Raw genomic sequence first — 24,778 nt, 5'->3', positions numbered from 1 at the left:
ACTCGTTCTGTTGCATGAAACGCCCCCGGCAGCCAGTCTGTCGGGGGCGTCCTTTTGTGTTCATTGGCGAGTATAAATAAATATTGTTGGATTCTGTTCAATCGGCATTGAACAATGCGTATGAAAGTAAAAGGCACTGGCTATCATTCACCTTTGTGGAATGATAATGCTAATTATCTGAATGAAATAGAGAATTTATTGCGCGGGTTTGAGAAACTGGTATTGCTCTGGTTTCAGGTGATTGCCGGACGGGATACACCGTGTATAGGGGCTACATAACTGGCTTGCCCTTTGCCATTACATATGTAAAGGGAGTCTCCTTGCCGCTGAAAATGGCGGTTACATATATACAAGGAGCAATATATGGCCACCAATGTGGATGAAATCACCATCAATTATTCCGAGGACAACCAGCTCATCGTCAAAGAGCTGGACAAGGTCATCCTGTCCAAGGGTGCCTGGACCACCATTATTTTCCGCTATCAGGAACTCAACCGCGCCAAGGGTGAATACGGCCCGGAAAAGTACACCATTCGCCGTTACCAGAAAGTGGATGGAACCTACCGTCCCAAGTCCAAGTTCAATATTTCGAGCCAGGCGCAGGCTCAGAAGATCGTTGAAGCCCTCAACGGCTGGGTCTCCTAGTAGCCTGACCGGATAAGCCGACACGCTGAACGAAATAAAGGGCACGATAGCCGTCATGCTCTTGAAATACTGTTGGCGTAACCGAACAGCCTGCGATTTTTCGCGGGCTGTTTGATTATGAGAGGAGCTGCCCATGTTCATCGGTGCCCACATGTCCATTGCCGGAGGTCTGCACATGGCCTTCGATCATATCCGCACGGTGGACGGAACCGCCCTGCAGATTTTTACTCGCAACCAGCGCCAGTGGAAGATTCCGCCCCTGACAAAGGTCGATATCGATCTTTTTGGCATGGCCTGGGAGGAGTGGGGCGAGTATCCCGTAGCCGCTCACGATTCCTATCTGATCAATCTCGCTTCGCCCAAGGAAGAACAGGTGACCAAGTCGCGTATCGGTTTTGCCGAAGAGCTGCGACGCATCGAAATGCTCAAGGTGCCATACCTTGTCACCCATCCCGGCTCTCACCTCGGCGAAGGAGTGGATGCCGGAATTGAACGGTACGTAGCGAACCTGGACTGCGCCATTGAGGATTCGGGCACGGAAAGCGGAATGGTCCTGCTGGAGACCACCGCGGGCCAGGGTACGAACCTGGGAGCGACCTTCGAGGAACTGGGAGCCATGATTTCACTCTCGAAACACCCCCATCGCCTCGGCGTCTGTTACGACACCTGCCATACATTTTCTGCCGGGTACGACATACGAACTCCCGAAGCCTATGCCGCCACGTTTGATGCGTTTGATGCGGCCATTGGTCTGGACCGACTCAAATTTTTCCATCTCAATGACACCAAGCACGACCTTGGAGCACGCAAGGACCGGCACGAGCACATAGGCAAAGGTGGGATCGGTCTGGACGGATTCCGTCTGCTTATGCGCGATGAACGGTTCACCGATGTGCCCAAGACGTTGGAAACACCCAAGGATACGGACTTGCAGGACGACATCCGCAATCTGGAAATCCTGCGGGGACTTGCCAGCGGAGCCTAGCCTTTCAAATTAACTGGCGGATTCCGGTTTGTTTGATTGAAGGAGGGCGATGCTTGGGGTATATAGAGCACTCGACCCTGAAACCGGTTGATACTGTTGATGGAAGTGCCAATGGAGGAAGCTTGAACAAGCTTGAAGCGATCATATTCGATTTAGATGGGACACTGGCTGATGTGTCTCTCGATTTCGATTTGATGAAGACCAAAATTGCCGCTTTGGGTGAAGTGTTCCTCGACGAGCGTCCCACTCCCGGCGAGACACCGGCCCTGGAGTGGCTGGAAGAGCTCGTGCAGCAGACCATGTTGCGGGACAGGGACGAGGCCATGGAGTTTCGTACCCGGGGGCGTCTTGTCATTACGGCCATGGAGTTGGATGCTGCCCGGGATGGCAGGCTGTTCGATTTCACCAGGCCTGCGTTGGAGACACTCTCCCGGCGCGGTGTGGCTTCCGGCATCATTACCCGCAATATTTCCGCTGCCGTCCGTACGGTTTTCCCGGAGATCGAGAGCATGGTGCAGGCGTTTATCCCGCGCGAGATTGCCGTGCGGCTCAAGCCGGCACCGGAACATCTCTTTCAGGCTTTGGACGTGTTGGGTGTCCAGGCGTCCAGTTCGTTGATGGTTGGGGACCATCCCATGGACGTGATGACCGCAAAAAATGCCGGAGCCATATCGGCTGCGGTAACCAGTGGCAGTGTAGGAGCGGATGAATTCAAGGCATTGTCGCCCGATTTCATTGCATCCGATGTGGAAGAACTAATGGATCAGTTGATCCGAAACGGGCTCGTATAGCCCCTTGCAGGCGGTGCAGACGATGGTAACGGTTTTCTAACGATCAACGTGAAATACGTGGTGACCAGATGAGTAAGAGCAGTGGCAAGACCATGACCGCCGACGAGGCGCGTCAGGCCATGATGAAAGACCCTTCGCATCTTCGGGGCACAACGCCTGTGGAGGAACAGGAATTTTCGGCGACCTCCATACGTGAGGAATTGCGCACGGCAGACAAACTCTACACCGAGGCTGTGGACTATGCGCGATCCTTCATGGACGACGCCAAGGAAGGCCGGTCCTTTGATTTCAACGATGCCACACCGCTGGTCAACGACCTGATCGATCTGGTCTTTCGCAACGATTCCGCTGCTGCCGCCATCAGCAAACTCAAAGCTTTCGACGAATACACATACACTCACTGCATTAATGTTTCCGTCCTTTCCATTGTTCTCGGCAAGCGACTCGGTTACTCCCGCGAGCAACTGGAATTGATAGGCAAGGCAGGAATGTTTCACGATGTCGGCAAATCCGCCATCCCTTCCTGCATACTCAACAAGCCGGGCAAGCTGAACGAGCGCGAGATGAACATCATGCGCACCCACCCCATCCGCGGTTTCCAGATGCTCAAAGACCAACGGGACATTCCCGAGGAAGTCCTGCGCGGGGCATTGGAGCATCACGAAAAGCATGATGGAAGCGGCTACCCTCGTGGATTGAAGGGCGAATCCATCAGCGAAGTTGCCAAGCTGTTGGCCGTGGTTGATGTCTACGACGCCTTGACCAGTAAGCGCGTGTACAAGGACCCCATGCCACCCAGCAAGGTGCTCGGCATGATGTACCAGTGGCGCGTCACCGATTTTTATCCGAATATTGTCGAGCAGTTCATAAAAAGTCTCGGCGTCTACCCCATCGGCAGCTTTGTGCAGCTCTCAACGGGCGAGCGAGGCGTTGTCATCAATCACACCCCTGACGATCCCCTTAATCCATTGGTCAAGATAGTCTATGACCGACGGTTCCGCCAAATCCCCGCACGCGAAGTCGACCTGACCAGCAGACAGAGCCTTCACATCAAAGATGTAATTAATCCTGATGATTATGGGATAGACGTTTATCGACTTTTGCAGTAGGCGTTCTTGATAGAGTCATTTCTATAATAGGTCAGTTGTAAAAGGTGTCGTAACAGTAATGTAGCACTTTCGTCACTTGGGCAGGGTGGTTTGTGAAAGTGGTGCAGGTACGGTGCACTCTCTTATTAAGGATTACAATCGGGGGAAATCGTATGGTTCGTTTCAAGGACTGGAGTCTTCGACTCAAATTGTTGTTGCCGACATCCATCATTATCGCAGTCGTGATGGGTGCCAGTACGGTCATGATGACCGTGAAAGCACAGGATATGGCCACTGAGCAGGCCGAGGCAACGGCAAGGAACATGGCCAAGGGCTTCAGCCAGGAAGTGGCCAACACCATGGATCTGGCCATGACCGTCACCCGGACCATGGGAGCCGTTTTCGAGAAGGCCGCCAACTATGAGACCATTCCTGACCGTGAACTGCTGGACAGCATGCTTATCGAGGTGCTGGAGCGTCACGACGAATTGGCCGGAGCATGGTGTACCTTCCCCGGCGGTCGGTTCGACGATCGCGAAGAAGAATATTTCGACACATACAAAGGCGCATACCGCAACTGGTATTACCGCAAGGACAACTCCATAGCCGCCAGTTACGTAGGGGAGGCCAACCTTGAGGGCGAGGCGTGGTTCGAGACTCCCATGGCAGGCAACAGTGAAACGATCACCGAGCCGTACCCGTGGGATGTGAACGGCACGACATATTGGATTGCCTCCACCGGGATGCCTGTTAAAAAGAACGGGAGCAATATCGGCGTGGTCGGTGTTGATTTCTACCTCAACGATCTTCAGGAAACCATCAAGCAGATCAAGCCGTTTGGTGTCGGGTATGCTTTTTTGATGACCCATGAAGGCGTTCTTGTGGCCCACCCCGACGACCAGTTTCAAGGGAAGCAGGTCAGTGAGTATCTGGGTGCGGAAAACGGGCGCAAGGTTCGTGATGCCATCTCCGGCAAGCAGCGCATGACCTTCACCAGCGAACTCGATGGCAGTGAACTGTTTTATGCGGTGGAGCCGGTCTCCATCGGTCGGACCTCCACGCCATGGAGCCTTGCCATCGTCATTCCCATGGAAACCGTTCGAGCGCAGGGCAACTCCTTTGCCATTGTGTCCGGGACCGTTGCAGTCGTTGCCATTCTCATCCTTGTGGGTGTGCTCTGGACCATTGCCCGTCTGGCTATTGCGCCTGTCATCGAGAGTATTTCTCTGGCCGAAAGCCTTGCCCATGGTGATCTGACAAAGACGATTAAGGTCGACCAGAAAGACGAAGTCGGTCGTCTTGCAGCCGCTTTGAAGAGCATGAGCGATCAGTTGCGCCGGGTCATTGGTGAAGTCAGTGCTTCCACCGAAAACGTGGCTTCCGGCGGCGAAGAACTGGCCGCGTCCTCTCAGTCGTTGGCCGAGGGTGCCACAGAACAGGCCGCCAGCGTGGAAGAGGTCTCCTCGTCTATGGAAGAGATGGCCTCCAACATTCAAGGGAATGCGGAAAACGCAGTAGAGACTGAAAAGATCGCTTCCAAGGCTGCACTCAATGCCGAGGAGTCGGGCAAAGCCGTGGCCCAGGCAGTCTCCGCCATGACCGAGATTGCGGAAAAGATTTCGGTCATTGAAGAGATCGCACGCCAGACCAACCTCCTTGCCTTGAACGCGGCAATCGAAGCGGCCAGAGCGGGTGAGCATGGCAAGGGTTTTGCCGTTGTCGCTGCCGAAGTGCGCAAGCTGGCAGAGCGTTCCGGGGTCGCTGCTGCGGAAATCAGCGAACTGTCCTCCACCACCGTCGGCGTTGCCGAAAAGGCAGGCGGCATGTTGGAGGAATTGGTCCCGGATATCCAGAAGACCGCGACACTCATTCAGGATATTGCAGCGGCATCCAACGAGCAGAACGCGGGCGTGGATCAGATTAACGCCGCCATTCAGCAACTGGACCGCGTCATTCAGCAGAACGCCTCGTCGTCCGAGGAAGTCGCTTCCACGTCCGAGGCCCTGTCTCAGGAAGGCGCTCGTCTGCAGCAGGTCATCAGCTTCTTTAATCTGGGTGGTATGGCCGCAGGAACCGGGGCGCGACGCACGGTCTCGGTTCGTCGCCCAAGTCCGAAAAAGTTGGCTGCCCCCAAGCCGAAAAGCACGAAGAACTCGTCACCTGACCGTGGATTCACCATGGACATGGACGATGACGACTTTGAACGGTTCTAATCCGAAAGTATAAACGAAAAAAGGCGAGCGCCATTGGTGCTCGCCTTTTTTATTTGTCTGGAGGGAGTGTCTGCTAGAGCGAAATGAGGTTGTAGTCGCGGCTGCCAAGCCCTAGCGCTTCGGCGTAATCCAGCCCGAAACTTTCAGGAACATGGGTGTGAATGGCGGCAAATTTCGACTGTCCCGGCATGACGCCAAAGGGCAACTGGCTCGGATAGAGGGGCGGGGCGTCGTCAACGAGGTCCATGGATGCCTGATCCACGGCCACGGGGTCGAGGCTGGCAACAATCCCGATATCCGGGCAGATGGGTGCATCGGTGAAGCCGACACAGTCACAGTCGGGAACCACGTCCATGACGAAATTGACATGGAGACACGGCTTTCTCTTGGTCCTGAGAACGCCCACGGTGTACTCCATCATCCGTTCCAAAAATTCCTGCACGCCGATCTTCCAGTTGACCTCAAGGGCCTTGAATCGACAGGCCACAAAGCAACCGCCGCAGCCCACACACCGTTCGGGATTGAGGGCGATGGTGCCGGTCTCCTCGTCGATGTAGAGCGCCTTGGTCTTGCAGACGCTGATGCACGCCTCGCATCCCTGACAGTTTTCGGGTTTGACGACAGGGCCGGTGGAAAAGTGCTGCTGCATCTTTCCCTTCTTGCTGGCGCAGCCCATGCCGAGATTCTTGAGCGCACCACCGTATCCGGCCAGCTCATGCCCTTTGAAGTGGTTGACGGAAATGAGCAGGTCCGCCTCGGCAATGGCGCTGCCGATGAAGGCGTCGTCGATATGCCTGCCACCCACAGGGACAGCGATTTCGTCCGATCCTTTCAGCCCGTCGGCAATGATGACCGGGGCTTCCATGACCATGGGGTCCCAGCCGTGCCGTGCCGCGCACATGTGATGGGAAACGGCTTCGCCGCGCTGCCCCACATAGAGGGTCGAGGCGTCCGTCAGGAACGGCTTTGCTCCGGCTTCGGCGTAAAAGTCGGTGATGGCCTTGACCCAGAGCGGGCGAAGAAATCCAGTAACCCCCTGCTCGCCGAAGTGGATTTTGACCGCCGCCAGATCACCGCTTTCGATGTGTTTGTGTGCGCCGGTCGCCTTGAGCAGGCTGCGCATCCGTTTGTGAAAGGGAGCCTTGAGCGATGCCCGTAAATTCCAGAAATACACGTCCGATGCCATGGTTTTGTCCTCCATCTTGCTCTGATTGTCCCCTTGTATCACGGTGGAGGGGGACAGATAAAGCGCATTATCATTTGCCTGGGGTGAATGATGCTTTTATGATGGCCGCATACACAAGGAGGAAATTATGCTTCTCGAAGGAAAGAAGGCGCTTATATTCGGTGTGGTCAATGACCGCAGCATCGCGTACGGCATTGCGCGGCAATTCAAGGAACACGGCGCTCGGCTGGCATTCAGCTATGCGGTTGATCCCATCAAACGTCGACTCGATCCCATTTGTGAGGAACTCGGCGGCGAGTTCATGTTCAAATGCGACGTGACCAGCGACGAGGAAATCGAGGCCGGGGCCGATCTGGTCAGCGAAAAGTGGGGGGATGTCGATATCATCGTCCACTCCATCGCCTACGCCAACCGCGAAGACCTCAAGGGGCGGTTCATCGACACCAGTCGTGAAGGATACGGGGTGGCCCTTGATGTTTCATCCTACTCGCTGGTGGCCCTTTCTCGCGCGTACGAAACGCATCTGAATTGCGGCGGTTCCGTGCTGACGCTTTCCTACTATGGCGCAGGAAAGGTTGTTGCCAACTACAACGCCATGGGTGTTGCAAAGGCCGCGCTGGAAGCGTGTGTCCGGTATCTTGCCGTTGATCTTGGCGAGCGACAGGTTCGTATCAACGCCATCTCCGCCGGTCCGGTCAAGACCATGGCCGCCAAGGGCATCTCCGGTTTTTCCACCATCCTCGATCGCATTGAGGAAAAAGCGCCCCTGCATCGCAATATCACCATCGACGATGTGGGCAAGGCAGCCCTGTTCCTTGCATCCGACCTTTCCACCGGAACCACCGGCGAGGTCATGTTCGTGGATTCCGGGTACAACATCATGGGAGTGTAATGCTGTCGTGATCAACAGCGGAAAACGGTTAACCATCCTGATTGTGCAGCAGGAGGACTATGAGCGTCAGGCCATGGTCTCCCTGCTGGACAAGGGAAAGCTCAAGGTGCTCGCAGCCAGGGATGGAAGTGAGGCGCTGACCGTCATGCAGCATGCCGAACCGGATATCCTGGTGACGGATATGGTTCTCGACGGCATCAATGGCATTCAGCTCATTGACGAGGCCCGCCGTTTTCTGCCGGATATCAAGGTGGTTGTGGCGTATTCTCCCTACAGCCCGCGTCTGCTGATGCAGGCGGTGGAGGTCGGGGTGGACGGCTTCGTACAACTGCCTGCCGACGGGCGAAAGCTGCGTCGAGCGGTCATGCGTTGCGTGAAGGATATTGCTGCGGCCCGGCGCATGGCTGAAGCTGACTACTCCCTGCATCGACTGCTGGATTTTTTCCCCACCCCTGCGGTGCTCATGGACGGCATGCGCATCACCTACATCAACCGACGACTGGCCTCGTTCCTCGGCTACGACAATCACGCCACCATGAGCGAGGTCGATATGGGGCTGGAGGATTTCATCGTTCAAGTGGGGGATGAACCGTATGACGGTGATCCTGCAAAGTGGATTCATGCCATAGTGAATGATCCGCTGGACCGCGACCATGTCCTGCACATCGAGAACCCCCGGCACCCTGACGGCAAACCCAATGTGTTCAGCGTGACCTTCAACCAGTTTCCCGGCTCGGATTTGCGACTGTTCACCTTTCAGGATGTTTCCGTGCTTGAGGATGAACTCGCTCACCTTGAGGATGAAGCCTCAACCGACCCGCTGACAAAGGCGCTGAACCGCCGGAGCTTCCTGCGTATTCTGGGCCAGAGCGCCGCCATGGGCGAGCCGTTCGCTCTGGTCATGTTCGATATTGATCACTTCAAATCCATCAACGACACCTATGGACACGATGTGGGCGATGCCGTGTTGCGCGAGATAGCACAGCTCGTCCGCGACAACATTCGGGAGAACGACATCCTTGCCCGCTGGGGCGGCGAGGAGTTCATGGTGCTGTCACCGGGGTCGGACAAGGGGCGGGCGCGACAGGTGGCCGAGCGACTGCGGTGTGCCGTGGCAGGTTTCCAGTTTACCGGGGTCCCCCGTCAGGTGACGTCCAGTTTCGGCGCGACAGTCCATGCCTCGGGCGAGTCCGGGGATGCAATGGTCAAGCGGGCCGATATGGCGCTGTACAGGGCAAAGGAAACCGGCAGGAACAAAGTGATCGTCGAATAATCAGTATTTTTTTTGGGGTGTTGCGCCCTTCAGTCAGCGAAGTCCACTATCTACCCGAGGCGGGTCCCGTCAAAATCGAACACAGCGTATCGGACGTTGCAAAGCCCGTTTGAGAATGTGCGCGCATGCATCGTCGCCTTATCGATAAGTAGCTGAATCAGGGCGGGGCGTGCCGGATCAGATTGGAGCAGTTCGAGCACCTGCCTGGCCGTATTGGCCGTGCGGATTGCCGGGAGGAAGTCCGTTGAGCAGCCAGCCTCTTTGCACCATCCAGCCAGTTTGGAAAAGTCCACCGGGTGCGTCTTGGCATGGGTATACTCAAGGCCCTGTGCCTGCTTGACCAGTTTGCCGAAAAACAGGGACCAGCAAACGTTGGATATGTCCCGCTCTGCTGCAGCTTTCATGGAGAACTTGAAGAAATCAGCGGCCTGAACGAGCGCCAGCTCCGGCGTGTCGGGGTACGTTTCCAGATAGAGTCGTTCCGAACGCCTGCCCGTGGTGAAAATTGCGGTATCAATGGACTGAGCGCGCAGGACGTCCAATCCTTCGGCAATGGTCGCCTTCCACGAGTCGTGGGAGTACGGCTTGACGATGCCCTGTGTGCCGAGGATGGAGATGCCGCCTATAATGCCCAGCCGCGGGTTCATGGTCTTGCGGGCGATGGCCTCGCCTGCCGGTACTTCAATCCGAACCGATATGGTTCCGGTAAACTCGGCGGCGGCCTGTCGGACGCCATGCGCTATCTGCCTGCGTGGTTCAGGGTTGATGGCTGCCTCGCCCACCGGAACCGGCAGCCCCGGGAGAGTGACCCGCCCGACGCCGATGCCGCCATCAAGAGCTATGTCCAGCGATGGGGTAGATGATGGATGAAGACTCACCACCGCCTGAATATCATGGCCGTGGGTCACGTCCGGATCATCGCCGCCATCCTTGATGACGGTGACACGTACACTGTCGCCTTCCGGTTCATATCGTTCGATGGGAACGGACAGAGTGCCGCCCGGAGGCAGTGGGACTGCCACTTCTGTCGGACGCTCGCCGCCGACCATGCAAATCACTCCGGCCATGGCCGCAGCCGTGGCGCAGGAGCCGGTTGTTCGACCGGAACGAAGAGCGCGGGTCATGACTTGTTCTTCACCCGCCGAGGCGGTTCATAAAGATGGGTCCCGGCCTGCTTTGATATGTTCTCGATCATGTTGGAGAACAGGATCACGTGGAAGGGGTACATGGCGTACCAGTAGGTCAGTCCAAAAAGCCCCTTGGGCAGGAACTTGGCCGTCATGGTGATATCCACGGCGTTTTCCCACTGGGTGCGCAGCTTGAATTCCAGCAGTGCTTCGCCGGGAAGGCGCATTTCGGCCTTGAGCAGAAGACGTTCTCCTTCGTCACTGGCAATGATCCGCCAGAAATCCAGGGCATCGCCCACACGAGGCGTTTCGCCGTGGGGTCTGCCGCGAGACATTCCCGGTCCGGCCAGTATACGGTCGATCAGCCCGCGCAGTCGCCACAAAGGATCGCCGTAATACCATCCCTGCTGGCCGCCGATGCGCTGCACCGTGTCCCACACCTTTTGGGGATCGCCTTGCAGTCGTGCGGTGTAGCCCATCTCGAACCGGCTGCCACCGGCATAGGCGGGGTCGGTGGACCCGGCCCATTCAGGCATGCAGGCACTCCCTACGTCAAAGAGACATGTCTCGACCATCTGCTGGTCGGTCTTCTCCAGGGCGCGTCGAATCGCTTCGCGGCAGGAGAGTAGCTCCTGCGGTACCAGTTCGCGAATGGTGTCGTTGCGGCAGATAACCTCATTGCGCAGGCCGTCGATAAGTGATCGAACCAGTGTCATCGGCACAGGCGTAATCATGGAAACCCAGAACGACGACAGCTTGGGTGAGAGAATGGGAAGGGCCAAAACCCGTCGTCGAGGCAGCCCGGCAACCTCTGTGTACAGGTCGAACAGCTCGGTGTAGGTCATGACATCCGGTCCGCCGATATCAAGCGTCATATCCGCGGTTTTGTCGTTTTCAAGGCATCCGGCCAGGTAGCCCAGCACATTGCGAATGGCGATGGGCTGGGTTTTGGTGCGTACCCACTTGGGGGTGATCATGACGGGCAGACGGTCGGCCAGATACCGGATCATTTCAAAGGATGAAGAGCCGGACCCGATGATCTGGGCCGCGCGAAGGGTGGTCACCTTGGCATTGCCCAGAGTGAGGATGCGCCCTACTTCGGCCCGGGAGCGGAGATGTTTGGAGAGCGGTAGGTCGTCGTAGTCTTCGCCCAGACCGCCGAGGTAGATGATGCGTTCCAGGCCGGCGTAGTCGGATGCCTGGATCATGTTGTACGCGGCATCACGTTCCATTTCGGCGAAGTCGCGGTTGGGGCGACCCATGGAGTGGACCAGATAGAAAGCGGCTCGGCACCCCTGTGCGGCAGCCTGCAGGGAGCCGAGGTCGTGCATGTCTGCCTGCACGGCTTCCACGTTGGGGTTGGTTCCCCATGGACGGGCAAGGATTTTTTCCACACTGCGACCGGCAGCACGCACTTTGTGGCCGCGTTCAAGGAGAAGCGGCACCAGTCTGCCGCCGACATAGCCGGTGGAGCCGAGTACGAGTACGGGCCTGTTGTCCATGGTCTCTCTCTTCGCTTTGGAAATGATTGGGTTAGTCGCCGAAGGACATGCCGTCGCCTCGTTCGCGCTTGGTCCAGCCCTTGTCCTGCATGCACTTTTCAAAGACGGGCAATTGCTTGTTCTTGCTGAGCGGGAACTCTTCGCTTGCTACGATGTTGCAATCTGTGGCGTCCTTGTCCAGATGGAATTCGGCCTGTTTGCGTTTGGGGTAATCAGGGTGAACCCATGGGCTGGCGCAGGCTGTCAGCAATCCGGCGGCACATATGAGCATGAGGGGTAATAGTAGTCTGCGCATGGCATTCTCCGTGGTTATTCGTCTTTCAGTTCCCTGTTCATGAGGTCTTCCACCGCACGAGCCGGGTCTTTGCCTTTATATAGTATCTTATACACCTGTTCGGTTATGGGCAACACGACATCGAGTCTTTGTGAAAGATCATACAGCGACTGGGTTGTTTTGACTCCTTCGGCCACGGCGTTCATCTCGCCGATGATGTCGTCGAGGGAGCGTCCCTGCCCGAGCTTGAGACCGACCTGTCGGTTGCGGGACAGGTCGCCGGTGCAGGTCAGGACGAGATCGCCTATGCCCGAAAGACCCATGAATGTCCGCTGCTGACCGCCCATGGCAAGGCCCAGTCGACTCATCTCCGCCAAGCCGCGAGTGATGATGGCGGCGCGAGCGTCGTGGCCGAATTCGAGACCATCGGCGATACCTGCGGCAATGGCCATGACGTTCTTGACGGCTCCGCCCAGCTCCACGCCCCGGAAATCGGGGGTGAAGTAGACCCGGAAAAACTGTGTCGAGAGGGCGGATTGCAGCTCGCGTCCCAGCTCATGGTCTTCGCAGCCCAGCGATACTGAAGTGGGCAGCTTGCGGCTGACCTCGGCAGCAAATGACGGGCCGGAGAGCATGGCGTACCGGGGGCGCTTGCCCTCAAGGGCTTCGCTCACCACTTTGCTCAGGGGTTTGAGTGTCCCGAGCTCAATACCTTTGGAAGCACAGACAATGATCGGATTATCCGGGAGCAGATCACGGAATTCCTCCAGTGCCGATCGGATATGCTGGCTGGGAATGACAAGCAGATGGCACTGGGCGCCATCCAGCGCGGTTTCAATGTCGGTTTCCGCTTTGAGTCGGTCAGAGAGATTGACTCCGGGCAGATAGCGGCTGTTCAGCCTGTTTTCTCGTATGTCGTCGACCACGGACTGGTTTCGTGACCAGAGGACGGTTTCGACCCCGTTGTCGGCCAGCATGTGGGCAAGGGCGGTGCCCCAGGCTCCGGCGCCGAGTACTGCTGTCTTCATGGGTATGCTCCCTGTTTGCGTCAAAAGGAGGCACAACATACGCAGGGGGCAAAAGGGTGGCAAGGGTGAAACCGGTTTTGTCACATGGAATTATTTTCAGGCTGATGCAGAGCTTTTTCCTTCCTGCTGTTGCATCCCGTCGCAGGGGGCGGTATAGACCACGCCATGGCTATTCAATTTACCGAGACCGAAGAGAAGATATTGGCCCTGGCGGGCACTGACCTGCCGGATACGGAGCAGCCGTTCAAGACCATCGCGGAAGCGGTCGGTGTTGATGAGCAGACCGTCATCGATCTGCTGGCTGACCTCAAGGAGCGTAAAGTAATCCGTCGCTTCGGAGCCACCCTGCGCCATCAGAAGGCAGGGTACGGCCATAATGCCATGGTCGCCTGGAGAGTGCCCAAGGAGCGGAGCGAGGAGGTCGGCGAGCTGTTTACGGCCCGTCCGGAAATCTCCCATTGCTACATCCGTCGCACCTATCCGGAGTGGACCTACAACTTCTACACCATGATTCACGGCGAGTACCCCGGACACGCCGAGGAAGTGGTGGCCGAGTTGGAGAAGGCCATCGGCATCGATGACAATTGCATTCTCCGGTCTCTCAAAGAACTGAAGAAAACCTCCATGGTCTACTTCAAATAGGAGCCGAACCAACATGGATTCCAAATCATTATTCGCCAAAGCGCAGACCCTGATGCCCGGAGGCGTCAACTCTCCCCTGCGCGCTTGCAAGTACGTCAATTCCGAGCCTGTCTTCATTGAAAACGCCAAGGGCGCGTATCTCTGGGATGTCGAGGGCCGACAATACATCGATTACGTTTTTTCCTGGGGCCCCCAGATTTTGGGCCATCAGGACCCGGCCGTCTCCGAAGCCGCGCACAAGGCCATTGACCATGGCTCTAGTTACGGCGCTCCCTGCTACGGCGAGATCGCCCTGGCCGAAGAAATCAACAAGCTCATCCCCTCCATGGAGATGATGCGCATGGTCTCTTCCGGCACCGAGGCGACCATGTCCGCCCTTCGTCTGGCCCGTGGTTACACCGGTCGCAACAAGTTCGTGAAGTTCATCGGCAACTATCACGGTCATGCTGATGCGTTTCTGGCTGCTGCCGGTTCCGCTGCCGCGGTTGTTCCCGGTACTCCCGGCGTGCCCGAGGAAGTGACCAGCCACACCCTGCTTGCCCAGTACAACGATCTTGATGCGGTCAAGGAGTTGTTCAAGGAATCCGGCGACGAGATCGCCTGTGTCATCCTTGAACCGGCCGCCGGAAACATGGGGCTGGTCCTGCCGACAGACGGTTTCCTGCAGGGGCTGCGTGACCTGTGCGACCAGTACGGCGCACTCTTGATATTTGATGAAGTCATCACCGGCTTCCGGCTCGCCCGTGGCGGCGCGCAGGAGCGGTATGGCATCACCCCGGACTTGACCACCCTCGGCAAGATCATCGGTGGTGGTTTCCCGGTGGGCTGCTACGGCGGCAAGCGCGAAATCATGGAGCACATGGCCCCGGTGGGCGGCGTGTTCCAGGCAGGCACACTGTCCGGCAACCCTGTTGCCATGGCAGCCGGTCTTGCCACCCTCAAGCGATTGCAGGAATGCGATTACGAGGCCCTTGAGAAGAAGACCATCGCCCTTTCAAACGAGCTGGTCTCCATCATGAAGGAAAAGGGACAGTCCGTGTATCTGGCGCAGGCCGGCTCCGCGTTCACCATGTACTTCTCCGACAAGCCCGTGACCAACATGGTTGAGTCCGGGCAGTGCAACGCCGATGCGTACGCCACCTACTGGCAGCAGATGCTGGCTAACGGCATCTACCTCGCTCCGGCCGGATTCGAGTGCTCCTTCACCTGCTTCGCCCATACGGACGAAGACTTCGAGAAGACCCTTGAGGCCGCCAGAAAGGTCCAGTTCTAGTTTTAGAAACAGGATTCCACGAATACAAAGGGATGCGTCACCACTTGTGGCGCATCCCTTTTTTATTGGGGGAAATCTAAAATGTCGCTGCCGAGATGCTTACGGGGCTACAGAAACCTGCGATTCGCTGACTCCCGATATGAAGAGTTGCGCCGGTTCAAAGGTCTTACCGAACATCTTGTAGGACGGCTTGCCGGGCTGGGAGGCGAGGATTGTTTCTTCTGTCGCGAAGAGAATGGAATGCTCGGGCTGTTCGGCAAAAACGTGATCGATGGTCAACTCGCGAATTTTGCCCGGCGGGTCCGAGGCGATGATCGACGGCATGGGAGCCTGGGTGGTCGTGGTCAGGTTGCGCAAGGTGATCTGCTTCATGGTGCCGACCTCCACGTGGATAAGACGGCGTGAGGCCACAATGAAGAGGGGCGTCTGCGCACCATCCACCTGAATGGAGTCCAGCGTGATGCCGGTCGCGTCGCCACCGTCCACGGTGGTCATGAAAATACCGGCCCGCATCTCCTTGGGCATGGGGTTGTAGATGGTTCGCCTGCCGCGCTCAACAATGCAGTCCCTGAACTCGATATTGCGAAAGCCGCCGATGGATTCCGTGCCGACCTTGATGCCGCGCTTGCCGCTGCGCAGGGTGCAGTTGCGCACGAGGATATTCTCGCTGGGCGTGGATGTCGTGGATTTGATGGCGATGGAATCGTTGTAGGAGTCAATGGTGCTGTTCTCGACCAGGACATTGCTGCACGAGTCGATATCCAGTCCGTCCGATGCGCTGCCGAACACGGCATAGACCGTGATGTCGCTGATACGGATATTGTCGCACAGCAGATACAGCTGGGTCCAGTTGGCCGTGCCTTCCAGTGCGACACCGCTGACCTCGACATTGGTGCAGTCAACGAACTTGATGATATGTGGGCGCTCATGGCGCTCATACAGTATCGGATCGATCAGCCCGAAATTGTAAATGGTGCCTTTGCCGCGAATGGCGATGTTCTTGACGCCTTCTGCGTAGAGCAGGGCGTGATTGCTGATCTTGTTGGAACCGGCTTCGGCCCGGGTTTGGATGCGGGGGAACAGCGATGGAATGGGGGCGGCGATGATTCGTGCGCCTTTCTCCAGTTCCAGCGTGACATTATCCTTGAAGAAAACCGTGCCGGTTATCCAGAAGCCGGAAGGGACGACGACCGTACCGCCGCCATTGCTGGAGCAGGTGTCGATGGCTGTCTGCAACTGGTCGGTGTGCAGCCGGGACCATGACCACTCCTGGCTGAAGTCATCAAGATTGTACGTAGCACCGAAGCATAGAGGGGCCAACAGTAGGTAAAGAGCAAGGACCCCGAGGAATATGACGGCTTTTTTACGCATGATGAGAAATACTCCAAAAAATGAAAGGAAACACCGACCTGCGAATACGGTAGGCGCATTCGTGGCGTATTTCAATCCATTCTGTCAATAATCATGCGCTCATTTATAGGGAGCGTTCGGATGAAATAGTCGAGATGGGACCCAGCTTGTTTCGTGTGCCTATGGGAAAGGTGTTGCTACCTGACGAAGTGGTTTGAGCTTGGATCAGGCAGCCACGTTGCTGCCGAATATCTCCCATGTTTTCAGGAATGTGGCGTCAAAGGTCCGGGTCTTCACATGTGATCTGGCCCGTTTTCCCATGTATTCGATGCGCTCGGGGGTATCGATCATATGGACAATGGCCCTGAGCAGGGCGTCGGTGTCGTCGGCGGGGAAGATCAATCCGGTTTCGTTGGGAATGATGTTTTCACACGGGCCGCCCTTGTCGGTGACGATGACCGGCAGCCCCGAGGCCTGCGCCTCCAGTACGACATTACCGAAGGTATCCGTGGCCGAAGGAAAGACGAACAGATCGGCACTGGCATAGGCTTGGGCCAGGGATTCCCCTTTGAGCGCCCCGGTAAAGGTCACGGGCAGCCCCTTGAGCCGCTGCTGCATCTCCTTGAGGTACGGGCCTTCCCCTACAATGACGAGTTGCAGTGAATCGCGAATTTTCGTCGCCTTGATGAATGCGTCGGTCAGGGTATCCAATCCTTTTTCACGGGATACGCGGCCCACATACAGCAGTTTGGTACGGTTCTGGATCGCGTACTGTTGGTAGAACCCGTTCCGTTTTTCCGGGTGGAAGCGTTCCGTGTCTACACCTCGTGGGTATGTGACGATCTTTTCCGGATCGATCCCCCGGTCGGCCAGTTCGAATTTGGTCGCTTCGCTGGGGGCGTAAATGACCTGCATCTGGTCATAGAACCAGCTCATATACCGCCAGCAGCCGTCTTCCAGCGTGGCATCTTCGGTAAAAGCCCCCACATATTCGGGGAATGCCGTGTGGTAGGTGCCGTGGAAAGGGAGCTTGAGAATCCTGGATATGGCCAGGGCTGCCAGACCGACGGGACCGGGCGTGGCCGCCAGGATGCAGTCATACTCCTGCTCGAAACAGTGGGTGAGCATGTCCAGAAACGGCGGGTAGGACAGGGTTATCTCCGGGTATTCGGGGATGGTGAACCGACCCACCGGAGCAAAGCTGACTGCGCCGGGGATGTCTGCCATGCCGCCGCAGGTGATAACGGTCATGTCCTTGCCGTGTCGGGCCACCATCCTGAGCTATTGTCGGATGGTGCGGGCCACGCCGTTGATTTCGTCAAAGGTATCGGTGAAGTGGGCGATCTTAAGGTTGCGCGAACTCCGGGTTTCGGCCTTTTGGCGGAACCGGTCATGACACTTCATGGAGAATTTCCGTTCGCTGGAGAACAGGTCGTATCCGACGAAATAGGGAGCGAGCAGCGCGTACAGCGATCCGGCGGAACCGATGGAGTGGAACACGTCGAACAGGTTGGCGCCGAGGGCCGAGTGGAGCGTGCGGTCCGCGAACTGGGACAGGACCCGGTTGGCGGCCAGCGACACAAATCGGGACCACTCGCGTTCCAGCTTGAGGGTGTTGGTCTCCTTGCCTTTCACTATCTGCATCAGCTCGGCATCATTGGCAATGATCTTGCCCGCTTCCTTGAGCAGCATGTGCTGAACCGAATCAGCAGTGCCGTACTCGCGGTGCAGGGTGGACTTGCCCCGCCCCAGGAGCTTGAGAAACCGGTCGACAAAGGAGTGGGTATTGTCCGGTTCCGATGCGCTCGGTTCCAATGCGCCTTTGGCAAAGCGCAGGCAGATGTGCTCGCTGGATGCGTGATCCAGACTGCCTATCCGCGAGCGGTAGAATTGATACGCGATCCCGTAGAGGTTGTGCGCCATGGTCCGGGGGGTGGCTGCCGTGCCGCTGGGCGTGGCCGTATGGCTGAGCACTCCGTCCAGCACATTGCGCAGCTCGGAAGTCCCCATGAAGGTGGTGTGCATCCGGGCGATGTTCAGTGAGCTGTGGTCGTCGGAGCCGCCGATAATGCCCTTGTTCCACGGCTGATCTCCGTACGGTTCCATGTTGTAGGTGTTGGCGAGGCGGTCCATGTCCAGCGGAGTGAGCCGGGTGAGGATATCCCGCAGCACCTGATTCTGTCGTGCGTCGCGGGTGCCGTTTTCCTCGAAAACGTCGAAGAGGAGCAGTGATCGTTCGAAGTGGGCCGGTGTGAGTCGGTCGTTGACGGCGAAGAGCGGGTGGGCCAGGGCATGGACGATGCCCTGTTCCCGCAGATAGGGAATCAGGTCGAAGATGTTTTCCCTGTGGCGCTGGATGTCCTGATGTTGCGCTTCGGTTATGTCATAGGCCAGCACGTGGAGTTTGCACTTGTCCTCGGGGAAGTAGGTGGTGATCTCCTCGCTGATGAACGTACCGGGCAGATGGGCGATCTCCAGCGCTCCGTCAATGGTATTGTGGTCGGTGATAGTCACCATGTCCATGCCGTGCGAACGGGCAATTGCGTAGAGGCTGGCCGGTTCGGTGAAACTCTCCGGGCAACCGATCTTCTGCAGCAGCCACTGGGACGGGCGGGTGGAGAACTTGGAGTGGACGTGCATGTCCACCTTGAAGCGCGATTCAACCATGGGTAACTCCGCTGTGGGTGGTTGGGGAAGTGGACGGTTAGTGGGATACACCATCTTCCACTGCGGACTGGCAGGTCACGCACAGGCGGGCCGATGGGTTGGCCTTGAGTCGGGCGATGCCGATCTCTTCGCCGCACTCTTCGCAGATGCCGTAGTCGGTTTGACTCAGCCGTTTGAGGGCGTTTTCGTATTCCCCCATGCGGGCCATACGGCGGCGCTGCATGGCGACGTTCACGCCCTGCTGGGCCAACTGGGAGGCGAAGTCGGTTTCATCGGGGCAGTTTTCAACAACAAGGCTTTGGCCGGTGGCTTGGGAACTCAAACAATCGATACCCTGCATCAGGTGATTCTTGATTTCCCGACGTTGCGTTTCAGTCATTGTGATTCCTTCTTTCCCTTTGATTGAAGTTTGCTGTTTTTTGACTGTCACCGATCTATCGGGAAACACGGGGCCGTGAATGGCGCTCCGGTTACGAAAAAACGACAATTTCGTAATGTATCGAAACTATTATCCGTGGACGAACCGTGTAAAGCCGGATATCGTTGCCCCCATGAAATGGTTGTTCATATTGCTCGGACTCCTCGCGGGAGCCACCATGCCGCTTCAGGCGGGGTTGAACCTGCGACTCAGGCACGCTCTGGATGATCCCATCTGGGCGGCGCTGATTTCCTTTGCCGTGGGGACGGCAGCACTGGCTTTTTACTGCTTTGCGTCGCGTCCGCTGCCCACGGCTGCCATGGCTGCATCGGCTCCCTGGTGGGCATGGCTCGGGGGATTTCTTGGTGCGTTTTTCGTATCCATGACCATCGTGCTGGCCGCCAATCTCGGGGCGACCGCAACCATGGCGCTTTTGTTGGCCGGTCAGTTCACGGCCGCGCTGCTGCTGGATCATTACGGATTGGTCGGGTTCGATATTCACGCCATCAGTTGGCAGCGGCTGGTCGGCGTCGGACTGCTGATCGCCGGGGCGTTGATGGTCAATCGATACTGATGCCGAGCGTGCGCGGGGGAGTCTCCCGCGGTGTTGCGATGGTCCTTTTCTCAATGCATTTTACGGAAGTCGGGGTGGATGACACCCTGTAGCCTTCCTCAATGACGATGCGGTGTTACGCTTGTACCGATTCATGCCCTGTGGCGTGGGTTGAGACGAAAAATGGAGACAGATATGGCTTTTAAGAAAGATTTCATTGCCGTGTGTCGGATGATCAAGATCGAACACTCGGTGTTTGCCCTGCCTTTTGCCTATATCGGCGCATTCCTGGCTGCCGGAGGCTGGCCCGGGTTGTACAACATGATCGTGCTGACCATCGCCATGGTTGCCGTGCGCTCCTTTGCCATGGCCTTCAACCGGTATGCCGATCTGGATATCGACCGGGACAATCCCCGGACCAAGGATCGGCCACTGGTCACCGGCGAGCTGTCCACTTCGTTCACCCTGATGTTCATCATGGGAGCGGCTGCCATCTTCGTCATCATGTGCGGATTGATGAATACCCTGTGCCTGATGCTCTCCCCGCTGGCACTGGCCCTGTCGGCCTTCTACAGCTACTGCAAGCGGTTTACCTACTGGTGTCACTTTGTACTGGGCATGGTGCTCGGTCTGGCTCCGGTGGCGGGCTGGCTGTGCGTTGATCCGACCCTGACCCTGCCTGCGGCGCTCTTCTTCTGCGGCGTGACGCTGTGGGTGGCCGGATTCGACCTGCTCTACGCGAGCCAGGATGCCGAGTTCGATGCCGAACGCGGGCTGTGGTCCATCCCTGCGCGACTGGGCATCCCCGCGGCGCTGGCCATCTCCACCCTCAGCCATGTGGTCACGGCGGTGCTGTTTCTGCTGGCTGGCTGGGCTGCCGGTCTCGGCTGGGTATACATGCTGGTGGCAGGGGCCGTTGGAATCATTCTCGTAGCCGAGCACCTGCTGGTCAAGGCGGATGACATGAGCCGTGTCAATGTCGCCTTCTTCACCATGAACGGTGTCATCGCCGTCTGTCTCTTTTTCGGCGTGCTCCTTGATATGTTCCTTGTCTCTTGATAGCCAATAGAGAATCGAGGATTCCATGGAACAAACCGTACAATCGATATTGCAGTTTCTGCTGGACTGGTTGCACACCAATGTCCTGACCATGACCACCGCTGCCCAGTGGGTGTGCGTGGGTATTTCCTTTGTTCTGACCGCTCTCATCTGGCGCGGATTCGAACGCCGCCTGTACGAGGCCATCGATCGACGGGAGACCAGCGATATATTCCGCTCCGTACTGCGTGCCGTGGTGGATGTGGGCAATGTGCTCGCATTCATCGTGTTGCTGCAGATATGTGCGGCGGTGTTCGAGTCGCTGGAGCACGTTCCATGGGTCTTGAACGCAGCCAGTGATCTGGCCGTGGCCTGGATCATCATTCGGCTGCTGACCAGCTTCATACCCAATCGCTTCATGGCCCGGGTGGTGGAGTTGACCGTATGGATCGTGGCGGCCTTGTCCATTTTCGGCCTGCTGACGCCGATCACGGGATTCCTCGAAGGAATCAGTTTTTCCATTGGCGAAAACTCCTACAATGCGCTGGGCATCATCAAGGGACTGGCACTGGCTGCCGTGTTCCTGCAGGCGGCTTCGGTTGCCGCACAGTTTGCCGTGGCCCGCATCGAAAAAACTGAAGGGCTGACACGTTCCCTTCAGGTACTGCTAGCCAAGGCCATCAAGATGCTGCTGTTCACGGCGGCGATCCTGTTCGCCATGTCCAGTGTCGGCATCGATCTGACCAGCCTCGCCATCTTCTCCAGTGCCCTTGGTGTGGGTATCGGTTTCGGACTCAAGACGATTTTTTCCAACTATGTTGCCGGTATCATCCTGCTCATGGATAATTCCATCAAGCCCGGGGACACCATCGAGGTCAGCGGCGTCTACGGCGTGGTCGGTAACATGCACGCCCGGTACGCCTCGGTCCTGACCCGCAGCGGCAAGGAATATCTTATTCCCAACGAACTGCTGATCACCGGCGAGGTGGTCAACTGGACCTTTTCCGACAGTAACGTGCGCCTCGAAATACCGGTTGGCGTCGCGTATGAATCGGACGTACCCAAAGCCCTGGAGCTGATGAAGGAGGCTGCCAAGGATGTGCCGCGCGTGCTGCGCAATCCCGCTCCGGTCGCCTGGCTGATGGGATTTGGCGACAGCTCGGTCGATCTGGAGTTGCGCGTCTGGATAGCTGATGCAGAGAGCGGCGTGGCCAGTGTGCGTAGTGGTGTACTGCTTAATGTGTGGAACCTGTTCCATGAGCATGGTATCGCCATTCCATTCCCCCAGCGGGACGTATTGCTCAAGCAGGATTCGAGCCTGGCCGTACATCTAGAAACACCGGAACAAACCATAACGGAAGGCCCCCCGGAAAACAGCAAGGAGTAGCACATGCGCGGATTGGGAATGTTCGTTCTGATAATCGGCCTGTTCGTCCTCTGGGACGTGGGGTGGTGGATCGGCGGACATGTGCCTCCGCGCAGTCCGTGGACGCTCAAGGAGCAGGTTCGAGATGGCAACCTGCCCACGATTGTCGATGTCCGTACACCGAGCGAATACGAGGCTTTCCACATTCCCGGCGCATTCAATATTCCCTACCCGGCCTCGATCGAAGAGGTGAAACGGATCGCTCCGGACCCAAACGAACCCGTGGTGGTCGTGTGCATGTCCGGTCATCGTTCTCCACCGGTGGCGCACAAGCTTGTTAAAGACGGCTATACCAATGTCTCCAACCTGACATGGGGGATGCTCGCGTGGAAGGTCTTCGGCGGCGAAACCATCTCGGGGAGAAGATAACAGGCCGGGGAACGACCCGCGAAATTCAGTCGGCGCATCACGCATGTGCACGCATATTGAACATGTTGGCCTCTGGAGCATTGACCCGGGGCGGGACCTGCCTTATTTCACCAGTCATGAGCGAATACATCGACAATCTCGACACCGACTCCTCCTTAGGAGTGGTGGAACGCCGGGAGTTTTCATTCGGCAGCACAGAGGAGCCTCTGGTGCTGGAGAGCGGACGGACCTTGTCCTCCGTTACCCTTGCCTATGAAACCTACGGCCAATTGAACGCGGACAAGTCCAATGCCATCGTGGTCTGTCACGCCCTGACCGGCGATTCCCATGCCGCGGGCGTCTACTCCGAAGACGACCCGAAACCGGGATGGTGGGACATCATGGTCGGTCCGGGCAAGCCCATCGACACTGATAAATATTTTGTCATCTGCTCCAATGTGATCGGCGGGTGCATGGGGTCCACCGGGCCAGCCAGCACCAACCCGGAAACAGGGCGTCCTTACGGCGCGGATTTTCCGGTGGTGACCATTGGCGATATGGTTCGCTGCCAGCGACGGCTGGTTGATCATCTCGGCATTGATAAGCTGCTGGCCGTGATCGGTGGTTCCGTGGGCGGCATGCAGGTGCTTGAGTGGGCGGTTCGGTATCCCGAGCGCGTCTGCGCTGCCATGCCCTTGGCGACCACGGCCAAACATTCGGCTCAGGCCATTGCTTTCAACGAGGTGGCCCGTCAGGCGATCATGGCCGACCCCACCTGGAACAGCGGCGATTATTACGAGACAGGACGCCCGGAGCATGGGCTGGCCGTGGCCAGAATGGTCGGGCACATCACCTATCTTTCCGACGAATCCATGCGCCACAAATTCGATCGTCGGTTGCAGGACCGGGGCGAGCTGTCCTTTGATTTCGAGGCGGATTTTCAGGTGGAAAGCTATCTGCGCTATCAGGGGAATAAGTTCGTGGAGCGCTTCGACGCCAACTCGTTTCTGTACCTGACCAAGGCGGCTGATTATTTCAATCTGGAAAATGAACACGGCGACGGTTCGCTCATGGCCGCCTTTTCCCGTTCCAAATGCCGGTATCTGGTCGTGTCGTTCACATCGGACTGGCTGTACCCGACCTATCAGTCCAAAGAGATGGTCAAGGCCATGAAGAAGAACGGGCTGGATGTCAGTTTCTGCGAGATAGAAGCGCCGTGGGGGCATGATGCCTTCCTCCTTCCCAATGAACGGCTCAACTCCCTGATGCGGGGATTTCTGGAGCGTGCTGCAATGGAAATGAACGGAGGTTCCCATGCGTTTTGATCTGCAAGTCATTGCCTCCTGGATCGAGCCGGAATCCAAGGTACTTGATCTTGGCTGTAGGTCCGGGTCCCTGCTCGACCATCTGCGTCAGGAGAAACGGATCGTTGGTACCGGTATCGAGATAGACGAAGTGGCGGCCGGAGAGGCCATTGCCAAGGGCTTGTCCGTTATCCACGGCGATATTTACGAGGAAATCGAGGATTACCCGGACAACGTGTTTGATTACGTGATCCTGTCCCAGACGCTGCAACATGTCTATGAGCCTGAGAAGCTCATCCGCGAGATGTTGCGCGTTGGCAAGCGGTGCATTGTCTCCTTCCCCAACTTCACGCACATCAAGAACCGGTTCCAGATGTTCTTTACGGGGCGCGCGCCCGTGTCCAAGGAATTGCCCTACGAGTGGTACAACACGCCCAATATCCGCGTCATTCCCATTACGGATTTCCGGCGGTTCTGCAATCAGCTGCATGTGCCTATCGTCAAGGAAGTGGCTATCGCCACCCATCATCACGACACCAAAGGGTTGGTAATCACGTTCCTGCCCAATCTGTTCGCCACCTTCGGCATCTTCATGCTGGGGCAGGCCGAGTGGTAGCTGCCACGGTCCGACTGGCGACCTGATCCGAGTGCATCCTTTCGCGAACCGGTGATTGGCTTTTCTCCAATGTTTGGTGTAGCGTACCGGTGCTTTAAATTACACTAACCATTCCCGTTGGTTCGACGGGTCGGAGGCT

Annotated in this window: 25 protein-coding genes; 16 read left to right on the top strand and 9 right to left on the bottom strand. The window is 57.3% G+C overall.

The window, feature by feature from the left end; translation table 11 throughout:
• Window positions 1-114: 114 nt before the first annotated feature.
• From DPRO_RS20230 to DPRO_RS08160, 6 genes are all read left to right on the top strand, one after another.
• Window positions 115-279: a hypothetical protein gene (locus DPRO_RS20230; protein WP_162291161.1), complete on the top strand. Its 165-nt coding sequence runs from the start codon at window positions 115-117 to the stop codon at window positions 277-279.
• A gap of 84 nt (window positions 280-363) precedes the next feature.
• Window positions 364-645 (top strand): hypothetical protein, encoded by a 282-nt coding sequence (locus DPRO_RS08180; protein ID WP_097011599.1) that lies wholly within the window; start codon window positions 364-366, stop codon window positions 643-645.
• Between the two features lie 133 nt (window positions 646-778).
• Window positions 779-1,630, top strand: coding sequence for a deoxyribonuclease IV (locus DPRO_RS08175; protein ID WP_097011598.1), 852 nt, complete (start codon window positions 779-781; stop codon window positions 1,628-1,630).
• Window positions 1,631-1,683: 53 nt separating this feature from the next.
• Window positions 1,684-2,421: an HAD family hydrolase gene (locus DPRO_RS08170; RefSeq protein ID WP_232005749.1), complete on the top strand. Its 738-nt coding sequence runs from the start codon at window positions 1,684-1,686 to the stop codon at window positions 2,419-2,421.
• Between the two features lie 68 nt (window positions 2,422-2,489).
• Window positions 2,490-3,530: an HD-GYP domain-containing protein gene (locus tag DPRO_RS08165; protein ID WP_097011597.1), complete on the top strand. Its 1,041-nt coding sequence runs from the start codon at window positions 2,490-2,492 to the stop codon at window positions 3,528-3,530.
• Window positions 3,531-3,682: 152 nt separating this feature from the next.
• The gene (locus DPRO_RS08160) at window positions 3,683-5,722 is read left to right on the top strand and encodes a methyl-accepting chemotaxis protein (RefSeq protein ID WP_232005748.1); all 2,040 of its coding nucleotides are present in this window, start codon (window positions 3,683-3,685) and stop codon (window positions 5,720-5,722) included.
• 73 nt (window positions 5,723-5,795) lie between these two features.
• Here the strand turns inward: DPRO_RS08160 and DPRO_RS08155 are convergent, their stop codons facing one another.
• The gene (locus tag DPRO_RS08155; RefSeq protein ID WP_097013682.1) at window positions 5,796-6,908 is read right to left on the bottom strand and encodes a DUF362 domain-containing protein; all 1,113 of its coding nucleotides are present in this window, start codon (window positions 6,906-6,908) and stop codon (window positions 5,796-5,798) included.
• A gap of 127 nt (window positions 6,909-7,035) precedes the next feature.
• On the opposite strand from DPRO_RS08155, the gene DPRO_RS08150 reads away from it, so the two are divergent.
• Window positions 7,036-7,800 carry an enoyl-ACP reductase FabI gene (locus DPRO_RS08150; protein ID WP_097011596.1) on the top strand — a complete coding sequence of 255 codons (765 nt, stop codon included), beginning with the start codon at window positions 7,036-7,038 and terminating at the stop codon, window positions 7,798-7,800.
• Window positions 7,801-7,807: 7 nt separating this feature from the next.
• A complete protein-coding gene (locus tag DPRO_RS08145) occupies window positions 7,808-9,073 on the top strand; it encodes a sensor domain-containing diguanylate cyclase (RefSeq protein WP_162291160.1) in 1,266 nt (421 codons plus the stop codon).
• A 50-nt stretch (window positions 9,074-9,123) separates the two neighbouring features.
• Here DPRO_RS08145 and cbiD read toward each other — a convergent pair whose 3' ends face one another.
• The 4 genes from cbiD to DPRO_RS08125 are packed head-to-tail and all read right to left on the bottom strand — an operon-like array spanning window position 9,124 to window position 13,004.
• Entirely contained in the window at window positions 9,124-10,197 is a 1,074-nt protein-coding gene (cbiD, locus tag DPRO_RS08140) for a cobalt-precorrin-5B (C(1))-methyltransferase CbiD (protein ID WP_097011594.1), read from the bottom strand.
• Window positions 10,194-11,702 (bottom strand): SDR family oxidoreductase, encoded by a 1,509-nt coding sequence (locus DPRO_RS08135; RefSeq protein ID WP_097011593.1) that lies wholly within the window; start codon window positions 11,700-11,702, stop codon window positions 10,194-10,196. Before DPRO_RS08135 ends, cbiD begins: the two co-directional genes overlap by 4 nt.
• A 31-nt stretch (window positions 11,703-11,733) precedes the next feature.
• The gene (locus DPRO_RS08130; RefSeq protein ID WP_157917399.1) at window positions 11,734-11,997 is read right to left on the bottom strand and encodes a hypothetical protein; all 264 of its coding nucleotides are present in this window, start codon (window positions 11,995-11,997) and stop codon (window positions 11,734-11,736) included.
• A gap of 14 nt (window positions 11,998-12,011) precedes the next feature.
• On the bottom strand, window positions 12,012-13,004 hold the full coding sequence (locus DPRO_RS08125) for an NAD(P)H-dependent glycerol-3-phosphate dehydrogenase (protein ID WP_097011591.1): 993 nt from the start codon (window positions 13,002-13,004) through the stop codon (window positions 12,012-12,014).
• A gap of 165 nt (window positions 13,005-13,169) precedes the next feature.
• Between DPRO_RS08125 and ahbB the strand changes: the two genes are divergently transcribed.
• Together ahbB and hemL are read left to right on the top strand one after the other, a co-directional pair.
• Complete coding sequence (ahbB, locus tag DPRO_RS08120) at window positions 13,170-13,646, top strand: siroheme decarboxylase subunit beta (protein ID WP_097011590.1); 477 nt, start codon at window positions 13,170-13,172, stop codon at window positions 13,644-13,646.
• Window positions 13,647-13,659: 13 nt separating this feature from the next.
• A complete protein-coding gene (gene hemL, locus DPRO_RS08115) occupies window positions 13,660-14,919 on the top strand; it encodes a glutamate-1-semialdehyde 2,1-aminomutase (protein WP_097011589.1) in 1,260 nt (419 codons plus the stop codon).
• A 99-nt stretch (window positions 14,920-15,018) separates the two neighbouring features.
• On the opposite strand, the gene DPRO_RS08110 is transcribed toward hemL, so the two are convergent.
• The 4 genes from DPRO_RS08110 to DPRO_RS08100 all read right to left on the bottom strand — a co-directional run bounded on the left by DPRO_RS08110 (window position 15,019) and on the right by DPRO_RS08100 (window position 19,315).
• Complete coding sequence (locus DPRO_RS08110; RefSeq protein ID WP_097011588.1) at window positions 15,019-16,290, bottom strand: glycoside hydrolase family 28 protein; 1,272 nt, start codon at window positions 16,288-16,290, stop codon at window positions 15,019-15,021.
• Between the two features lie 204 nt (window positions 16,291-16,494).
• Complete coding sequence (locus DPRO_RS20730; RefSeq protein ID WP_407681399.1) at window positions 16,495-17,544, bottom strand: glycosyltransferase family 4 protein; 1,050 nt, start codon at window positions 17,542-17,544, stop codon at window positions 16,495-16,497.
• Between the two features lie 6 nt (window positions 17,545-17,550).
• Window positions 17,551-18,936: a PHP domain-containing protein gene (locus DPRO_RS20725; RefSeq protein WP_407681398.1), complete on the bottom strand. Its 1,386-nt coding sequence runs from the start codon at window positions 18,934-18,936 to the stop codon at window positions 17,551-17,553.
• A gap of 37 nt (window positions 18,937-18,973) precedes the next feature.
• Entirely contained in the window at window positions 18,974-19,315 is a 342-nt protein-coding gene (locus tag DPRO_RS08100) for a TraR/DksA family transcriptional regulator (RefSeq protein WP_097011587.1), read from the bottom strand.
• A gap of 115 nt (window positions 19,316-19,430) precedes the next feature.
• Between DPRO_RS08100 and DPRO_RS08095 the strand changes: the two genes are divergently transcribed.
• The 6 genes from DPRO_RS08095 (at window position 19,431) to metW (ending at window position 24,639) form a co-directional block, all read left to right on the top strand.
• Window positions 19,431-19,928, top strand: a complete 498-nt coding sequence (locus DPRO_RS08095) for a DMT family transporter (protein WP_232005747.1) — start codon at window positions 19,431-19,433, stop codon at window positions 19,926-19,928.
• A gap of 174 nt (window positions 19,929-20,102) precedes the next feature.
• Window positions 20,103-20,966, top strand: a complete 864-nt coding sequence (locus DPRO_RS08090; RefSeq protein WP_097011586.1) for a UbiA-like polyprenyltransferase — start codon at window positions 20,103-20,105, stop codon at window positions 20,964-20,966.
• A gap of 25 nt (window positions 20,967-20,991) precedes the next feature.
• Entirely contained in the window at window positions 20,992-22,332 is a 1,341-nt protein-coding gene (locus tag DPRO_RS08085; RefSeq protein ID WP_097011585.1) for a mechanosensitive ion channel family protein, read from the top strand.
• Window positions 22,333-22,335: 3 nt separating this feature from the next.
• Window positions 22,336-22,740: a rhodanese-like domain-containing protein gene (locus DPRO_RS08080; protein WP_173806765.1), complete on the top strand. Its 405-nt coding sequence runs from the start codon at window positions 22,336-22,338 to the stop codon at window positions 22,738-22,740.
• 116 nt (window positions 22,741-22,856) lie between these two features.
• On the top strand, window positions 22,857-24,044 hold the full coding sequence (metX, locus tag DPRO_RS08075) for a homoserine O-acetyltransferase MetX (RefSeq protein WP_097011584.1): 1,188 nt from the start codon (window positions 22,857-22,859) through the stop codon (window positions 24,042-24,044).
• Window positions 24,034-24,639 (top strand): methionine biosynthesis protein MetW, encoded by a 606-nt coding sequence (metW, locus tag DPRO_RS08070; RefSeq protein WP_097011583.1) that lies wholly within the window; start codon window positions 24,034-24,036, stop codon window positions 24,637-24,639. Before metX ends, metW begins: the two co-directional genes overlap by 11 nt.
• Window positions 24,640-24,778 lie beyond the last annotated feature (139 nt).

It is taken from the genome of Pseudodesulfovibrio profundus (assembly GCF_900217235.1).
GTDB classification, from domain to species: domain Bacteria; phylum Desulfobacterota; class Desulfovibrionia; order Desulfovibrionales; family Desulfovibrionaceae; genus Pseudodesulfovibrio; species Pseudodesulfovibrio profundus.
This window is presented reverse-complemented; position numbering and strand designations above follow the sequence as displayed.